At 72.5% G+C, this 7,697-nt stretch carries 6 protein-coding genes and 1 pseudogene; 1 reads left to right on the forward strand and 6 read right to left on the reverse strand.

What is annotated here, in order from left to right:
- Positions 1-42: 42 nt before the first annotated feature.
- The 5 genes and pseudogenes from IE321_RS22850 to IE321_RS22870 form a co-directional block, all read right to left on the reverse strand.
- Positions 43-1,452 (reverse strand): nucleobase:cation symporter-2 family protein, encoded by a 1,410-nt coding sequence (locus tag IE321_RS22850; RefSeq protein WP_226652373.1) that lies wholly within the window; start codon positions 1,450-1,452, stop codon positions 43-45.
- Between the two features lie 13 nt (positions 1,453-1,465).
- Positions 1,466-2,452 (reverse strand): isopenicillin N synthase family dioxygenase, encoded by a 987-nt coding sequence (locus IE321_RS22855; protein WP_190224338.1) that lies wholly within the window; start codon positions 2,450-2,452, stop codon positions 1,466-1,468.
- A gap of 212 nt (positions 2,453-2,664) precedes the next feature.
- A complete protein-coding gene (locus IE321_RS22860; RefSeq protein ID WP_190224339.1) occupies positions 2,665-4,047 on the reverse strand; it encodes an amidohydrolase family protein in 1,383 nt (460 codons plus the stop codon).
- Positions 4,044-5,375 carry a uracil-xanthine permease family protein gene (locus IE321_RS22865; protein WP_190224340.1) on the reverse strand — a complete coding sequence of 444 codons (1,332 nt, stop codon included), beginning with the start codon at positions 5,373-5,375 and terminating at the stop codon, positions 4,044-4,046. Before IE321_RS22865 ends, IE321_RS22860 begins: the two co-directional genes overlap by 4 nt.
- A 364-nt stretch (positions 5,376-5,739) precedes the next feature.
- Positions 5,740-5,910: pseudogene (locus IE321_RS22870) on the reverse strand (transposase); the annotation flags it as partial.
- Positions 5,911-6,357: 447 nt separating this feature from the next.
- On the opposite strand from IE321_RS22870, the gene IE321_RS22875 reads away from it, so the two are divergent.
- Positions 6,358-6,804: an Lrp/AsnC family transcriptional regulator gene (locus tag IE321_RS22875; protein WP_190224341.1), complete on the forward strand. Its 447-nt coding sequence runs from the start codon at positions 6,358-6,360 to the stop codon at positions 6,802-6,804.
- Between the two features lie 332 nt (positions 6,805-7,136).
- Here the strand turns inward: IE321_RS22875 and IE321_RS22880 are convergent.
- A partial coding sequence (locus IE321_RS22880) for a helix-turn-helix transcriptional regulator (RefSeq protein ID WP_190224342.1) occupies positions 7,137-7,697 on the reverse strand: 561 nt, incomplete at its 5' end.

Below are 7,697 nucleotides of genomic sequence, written 5' to 3' on the forward strand. Positions count from 1 at the left end.
TTCCCTCCCGCGGCCGTGACCGGCGGTCCAGGGGACGGCGTCTCACCGCTTGCCGTGCACGAGCCCGTCAGGTTCTGCCGCCGGCGTCCCGTCCGCCCCGCCTGCGTGCCGCCCCTTCCCTTCCGGCGCCGGTGCCCGTACGAGGCCGGGGTCACGGCGTGAGGTCCCGCCGTTGAACGCCAGGTTCAGGAAGAACGCCAGCAGTGTCGCGCTCGTCACCGGGGAGCCGAGGACGATGCCGATGCCGTCGGGGAGGCGCGAGTACAGATCGGGGGCGACCTCGGGTGCCATGCCGACGCCGATCGACACGGCGACGATCAGCAGGTTGTGCGTACCGTCGAAGTCGACCTTGCGGAGGGTGCCGACACCGACCGCGGCGACCGTCGCGAACATCACGAGTCCCGCCGCGCCGACCACCGGCTGGGGCAACCCGGCGACCAGCGCACCGAGTCGGGGAACCAGGCCGAGGAGCACGAGGATGCCGCCCGCGACCGTGGCGACGTGCCGGCTGCGGACCTTCGTCATCGTCACCAGGCCCACGTTCTGCGCGAACACAGTGTCGAGGAAAGCGTTCATGACGCCTCCCAGCACGCCGGAGAGCCCGTCCGCGGCCAGTCCGCGCGCCATGTCGGCGGTGGTCAGGCGCTTCCCGGTCAGCTCCGCGACCGCGATCAGATCGGCCGTCGACTCGGCGAACAGGACGAGCATCACGACGCACATGGACAGCACGGCGACCGCGGGGAACTCCGGGGCGCCGAAGTGGAACGGTGCGGCGACCCCGACCCAGTCCGCCGTCCGCGCCGCCGAGAAGTCGACCAGGCCGAGCGGGACGGCGGCCGCCGTCCCCGCCAGCAGGCCCAGCAGCACGCCGGTCTGGGCGAGGAACCCCCGTCCGAACCGCGCCACCAGGAGGATCACGAGGACCACGAACGCGGCGAGCGCGAGCCGCGAGGGCGCCGCGTGGTCGGCGGCCTCCGGGTCGTTCCCGACGACCAGGTTCACGCCCACGCCGATCAGCGCGAGTCCCACCACCGTGATCACCACGCCGCTCACCAGCGGCGGGAAGAAGCGGACCGCCTTCGCGAACGGGTAGGCGATCAGCAGCCCGAACACCCCGGCCGCGAGCATCGAGCCGTACACCGCCTGGAGGCCGTACTCCCCGGCTATCAGGATCATCGGCGTCACCGCCGTGAACGCGGCCCCCGCCATCACCGGCATCCGCACGCCGAGGAAGCGGCCGACACCGGCGCCCTGGATCATCGTGACGACGCCCGCGACGAGCAGGTCGGCGTTGATCAGGACGGCGATCGTCGCGGTGTCGAGGCCGGCCGCGGCACCGAACACCAGCGGCACGGTCACACAGCCGGTGTACATCACGAGCACGTGCTGGAGCCCCAGCACCGCGAGCCGTCCGAAGCCGGCCCGCCGTCCGTCCTTCGCGGGCGTCGTCACGTCGGTCGTCCTCCTATCGGGCGAAGTTGGCAGCGATCCGCTGCTGGATGTAGTCGGCCGCGGTGATCGGCGGGTAGCGGCCCTCCGGGCCCTCGATCACCACGTCGCGGTCGGCCTGGGCGAAGAAGGCGATGCTGTGGCGGGCCGACCGGTCGTCGTCGGGGCCCGGTGACCTGACGCGGTGGAAGTTGGAGGGGAGCCGGTCGTCGCTCCACCGCATCAGCATGTCGCCGATGTTGCAGGTGATCACGGAGTCGGCCGGTTCGACCGGGGTCCACTCCTGGGCCTCGGCCTCCTTGCCGGGGCACACCTGCAGGCCGCCCTGCCCGGCCCGCTGGAACAGCAAGGTCAGGCAGTCGAAGTCGGTGTGGGCGCCGGCCCGCCACACGTTCGCGGGGATCACGGCGTCGGCGGGGACGGCGAAGTAGTGCAGCATCCGCAGGGTGGACTGGTAGTTCGGGCTCGCCGGGTCGTGGGCGCGGGTGAAGAACCCGTCGGGGAGCCCCAGTCCGTCGGCGAAGCAGGACAGCACCCGCATCGCCAGGTCCCGGCAGCGTGCCTCGAAGTCCAGGACGCGCCGCCGGAAGCCGGGCAGCGTGTCGTCGGGCCACAGGCCGTCCATGTGCGGGCGGGTGACCTGGTACGACTCCTTCTGGTCGGGCGTTTTGACCGAGGGGCGGACCTGGGTCATCGATTCCCAGCCGGAGTTGAGGCCCTTCTTCAGGGCGTGCCGGGCCTTGGCGTGCTCGGGGAGGGCGAAGAAGGCCTCGGCGTCGGCGAAGGCGCGGCCCACGGCGTCGGGTTCGATGCCGTGGTTGACCAGCTGGAAGAAGCCGATGTCGGTGGCGGCGGCCCACAGTTCCTCGGTGATCTCCCCCTTGCGGCGGTCGAAGTCGGTGAGGTCGATGCGGCGGATCTCCCGGGCGGACGTCTCCGTCCCGGCCCCGCCCATGCGGGTTTCCTTGGCCAGCTCTTCGAGTGTGTGGGTGGTGTGGGTCATGGCGGCTGTCGCTCCTCGGACAGGGAGGGGTCTACGGGATGCAGTCACCGCCCCTGCGATCCCCAGCGCGGGTGCTCAGAGACCCGCGTGCACGGTCGCGGCGGACCTCTTCGTGGGTCCGGCGCCGTGGGCTGGCGCGGGTCCCGGTCGCCGGGGCCCGCGCGCGATGGGTTCAGCCTGCACGGTGGGTGTTACCGGTGGGGGTCGTGCTGTTACGCGGTGGTAAAGCTCGCGGGGGCCCCGGTCGGGGTCGTGGGCCCGGACGGTCGCCCGTCGCCGGGGCCGGAGCGGGTGAGGCCCGCCGCCAGCTGGTGCGAGGGGAGGCGGACGTGTTCTCCGTCGCGTACCAGCACCTCGCCGCCGACCAGTACGGCCGCCACCGTCCTGCTGCCGGCGCACGTCAGCAGCGTGGCACCCGGGTCGCGGACGGGCAGGCAGGCGTAGTCGCGGTCGAAGCGGTGCAGGACGAGGTCCGCCCTCATGCCCGGCCGCACGCCGCCGTCGGGGTTCTCCTCGATGCCGAGGACCCGGTTCGCGCCGCCCGCCGCCATGGCGAACATCTCGGGGAACCCGAGCAGGTCCGCCTTGCGGTGTGCGGCGCGCTGCAGATAGGCGCCGATGCGCAGGGCCTCCAGGATGTCCTGGGTGTCGTTGCTGGCGGCCCCGTCGACGCCGAGGCCGACGCCGAGGCCGGCGTCGAGCATCTCGGGGACCGGTGCGATGCCGCTGCCGAGCCGCATGTTGCTCAGCGGGTTGTACGAGACGCCGACGCCGTGCCGGGCGAGGGTGGCGCGTCCGGCGGCGTCGAGTTCCACGCAGTGCACGGCGAGGAGGCGGTCCCACAGGAACCCGGCGCGTTCCAGATACTCGACGGCGCCGGCTCCCGTGCGGTCGCGGCACAGCACGTCGTCCGTGGTGGTCTCCAGGAGGTGCAGCGAGACGGGCAGGGCGCGCTCCTCGGCGTACGCGCGTACGGCGCCCATGCCCTCCGGGGTCAGGCACCGGGGATTGGGCACGGCGACGCCGATGTCCACCCGGCTGCCGCGGGTCTGCGCGATCAGCTCGTCGGTGTGGGCGAGGGCTTCCTCCAGCGGCTGCATCAGCCGCGGGTCGTAGCCCCATCTGCGGCTGGGGTCGGCGCGGTCGGCGACGCCCCGGCACAGCACGGCCCGTACGCCGCTGTCCTCGAGGGCCCGGAGCACCGCGTCGTGGACCGCGGGCGACGGGTGGGGCCACATGTGCTCGACGAGCGTGGTGGTGCCGCTGCGCAGTGCTTCGGCCGCGGCCGCGGCGGCGGTCGCGTAGGCCCGCTCGGGGGTGAGGAGCGCCGCCTCCTCGCCGACGGCGCCCAGCCAGGCGAGGAGCCCGAGGCCCTCGCCGATGCCGCGGAGTCCCGCCTGGAAGAGGTGGGTGTGGGTGTTGACGAGGCCGGGCGTCAGGTGGCCGCCGTGTCCGTCCAAGACCTCGCCGGCGTGCGGGAGTTCGCCATGCTCCGAGATCGCCGTGATCCGTCCGCCGGCGAGGTGGACGTCCCTGCCGGGCAGCCAGCGGTCACCGGTGTGGACGGTGACGTCGGTGATGGTCGCGGGGTTCACCGGGCGGTCTCCTTCGGGTGGCGGGCCGCGCCCGTGTGGTGGAACAGGAGGTTGAGCAGGAACGCCACGATCCCGGTGACGGCGATGCCGCTGTCCAGGACGGTGCGCAGGTGGGAGGGGAGCGGCGCGTAGAAGTCCGGTGCACCGACGGGGATCATGCCGAGCGCGAAGGCGAGGGCTACGGTCAGCAGGTTCCGCGGCTCGGTCAGGTCGGCGCGCGCGAGGATGCGCAGCCCGACCGCGCCCACGGTCCCGAACATGACGAGCGAGACCCCGCCGAGTACCGGCCCCGGGACGGCGGCGACGGCGGCCCCGAGTACGGGCACGAACGCGAGCACCACCATCGACGCGCCCGACAGGGCGACCACATGGCGGCTTTTCACACGTGTCACGCTCACCAGGCCCACCGACTGGCCGAACGTCACGATGGGGAAGGAGGCGAGCGCCCCCGACAGCACCGTGGCGGCCCCGTCCGCGCGCAGTGCCCGTACGACGGTGGGCGCGTCGTCGCCGCGGCCGACGATCTGGCCGACCGCGAGGGTGTCGCCGACGGACTCCACCATGTTCACGAGTTGCACGACGAGCATCGCGGCGATCGCGGGCACCACGAAGGTGGGGGCGCCGAAGACGGTCGGGTCGGGGGCGGTGACGAGGCGGGCGTCCGTGACTCCCGATCCGTCGAACAGTCCCAGCGGCAGCGCGGCCGCGGTGCCCGCGGCCATGGCGAGGAGCACGGAGAACCGGGCGAGCGCGGGCGGCGCGAGGACCACGAGCAGCACCGTCCCGGCGGCGAGCGCGAGCCCGCGGCCGCCGCTGCCGGCGGTCTCGTGCCCGGCGACGAGACCGGCCGCCGAGGGCACCAGCGAGAACCCGATGACGGCGATGACCGTCCCGGTGACCAGCGGCGGGAACAGGTGCAGGCAGCGGCCGAACCAGGGGGCGACGGCCAGCGTCACCAGGCCGGAGACGACGGTCGCCCCGAACACGGCTGCGAGCCCGTGCTGCTGCCCGATGAGGATGGCGGGGGTGATCGCGGTGAACGTGGAGCCCATCACGATCGGCAGCCGCGCCCCGAACCACTTCAGGCCCAGCGACTGCAGCACGGTGGCGACTCCGCTGACCAGCAGGTTCGCGCTGATGAGCAGGCGTATCCGGTCCTCGGGAAGGTGGAGTGCGGTTCCCACGAGCAGCGGCATCGTGGCCATGCCGGCGTACGCGACGAGCAGGTGCTGCAGGCTCAGCGGCACGAGCCGTCGCCACGGGGGTCGTACGTCGACGGGGTGGGGCGCTTGGGGTGCGGGCGCGACGGCGTGCTCGACCACAGCCATCGTTCCTCCTCGTAGCTCGGCGGAAGACGGCTGGTTAGCGCCCGGGCAGGCTCCGTGTCCGGGCGCGCACCGGCCGTTGCAGCCATGACCGGTGTGGGAGTGACGGTAGGGAGGGGGTGTTTCGGCGGCATTGCGCTCAGGAAACCGCGGCGTACCCGAAGGGCGGGGCGCGGGCGGGAGGGTGGGGCGGGGCCGGGGACGTCGGGGGTGCGGTCCGTCCGCGTGCCGGTGATTGCGCGGTTCCGGGGCGGCGGCCTTTCGGCTCCGCAGGCCGGGCGAGGTGCGCTGCCCCGGGGTGTCGGCGGGGTCCTCCCGGGCGTCTCGTGGGCGGCCGTCACCGGCTGCTGGAGCGGCTGGGCGCCGGCGGCAGGTGTTCCCACGGAATCCCGGTGCGATCGACGTAGAGGATCGCGTTCCCGATCTCTCTCGGATCATGCACCAGCGCCGCCGCCCTGGGCCCAGAGCGGGCCGCCCGCCAGGCGGCGAACACGGGCTCGATCAACGCCCGGCGGGCATCGGAGACGTCAACCGGGATGGAGGCGTGGACCTCGGTCCTGCAAGACCCGGACCGAGCCCCGAGTCGTGCCCATGTTCACCATGCGTCGTGACGGAGCCACGGATCAGGTGCAGCACAGCTTCGTGAGCGTGTCGTCGAAGTCAGGCCTTGTGCGGCCACGCGATGATCGCTGCCGGCGGGCCTGGTCCGGTGCCCGGCCGGCCCCAGGATGTGGGGCCGGCCGCGGGGTGCCGGGGATACCCGCGCACCTGTCACCTGGTCGGAGTTCGCGCCGTAGGGGTTGGCCGGTGCGAGCCTCCTGCCGGGGATCACCCGGACGCCATGACGATGGCAGGACGGCGTTCCCCAGGCGATAGGCCGGGCATCATCACGCACGTGTTGAGCGTGGTTCACTCGGTCCGTAACGAACAAGGAAGCATTCGGCGCGTGACTCATGCGTGACGCGCATGATTCGGGGAGTGGGCCGTGGATGCGATCGACCGCCACATACTGGACATCCTCCGCAAGGACGGGCGAGCGCCCGTGTCGGAGATCGCACGTGTCGTGGGACTCTCAGCGGCTCCGTGCGCGCGCCGCATAGAGCGCATGGAGAGGGAGGGTGTGATCCGCGGCTACACCGCGGTCATCGAGGACAGCCGGGCGGGCATGCTTCAGGCGTTCATCGAGATCCGCCTGCTCGGCGCGACCGACAGCGACGAGATCCAGGGCATCTCCGAGAGCATCCCGGAGATCGAGGAGAGCCACAGCATCGCCGGCACCTCCGACGCCCTGCTCAGGCTCCGGGTCCGGGACGTGAGCCATCTTCAGCAGGTGATCAACGCCGTACGCCGGACCGGCAAGGTGGAGGGCACCAAGACCTTCATCATCATGAACACCTGGACCCGCGTGACCGAACAAGGCGGCACCCCGTAACTCCGGAACGGCATCACGCCCGAGGCTCGGAGGCCATCCGCCTGCCGGCGGCGGGTTTGTTCAGTCGAACAGGGTTCCGGGCCTGCCTCGGGCCCGGGAGACGGCAGGTCGTCCGGGCGGGTCTTTCAGAGAGAAGCACCACCACAGTGATCCGCTGACCGACGGGTCCACGGCAGACCTCGGAACTGTCACTGCGGGCCGTCACCCCTTCCGAGTCCCTCGCCACGTGAGGTCATGGGGTGGCGGGCAAGAGTTCTGACGATCCGTGGTGCAGGCCGGTCGTCGCCCGGTACACGGCTGAACCCGGCGGCTCCTGGCGTCGCCCGAGAGTGTCACTCACGTGCCGGTGTGACGGTGTGCGCGAGTTGGAAGCGTGAGTGGAGGCCGAGTTTCCGGTAGACGCGGGTGAGGGTCGCTTCGACCGTCTTGACGCTGACGGTGAGGGCGGTCGCGATGTCGCGGTTGCTCGCTCCGGCGGCGGCGAGTTCGGCGCAACGCCGTTCGGCGGAGGTGAGGCGGGGGCGGGCGTCGTCGTCCGTGGGGGCGTCTTCCAGTCGGCCGAGGGTGTGCGCGGCGGTCTGGGCCCAGGGGTGTGCCTGGTGGGTGGTGAAGAGGTCGGTGGCGCTTCGCGCGGCGGTGCGGGCGCTGGCGCGGCGGCGGCCGCGCCGTTCGGTGTGGCTGAGCGCCAGCAGGGTCCTGCCTCGTTCGAGGGGGAGGTGGCGGAGGCGGCCGGCCGCGTCGTCGAGGCGCCGGGCCGCGGTGCCGAAGTCGCCGCGGGCGGCGTCCAGAAGTGCCTGGGTGCGTTCGAGCGCGGGGAGGACCGCGTCCCTGCCGAGGCCGGTCGCGGTGCGGCGGGTGTCGTCCAGCAGGCTCTGCGCTCGGTCGAGGTGACC

Origin of the sequence: Streptomyces hydrogenans (genome assembly GCF_014656075.1) — a bacterium.
In the GTDB taxonomy this organism is placed as follows: Bacteria; Actinomycetota; Actinomycetes; order Streptomycetales; family Streptomycetaceae; genus Streptomyces; species Streptomyces hydrogenans.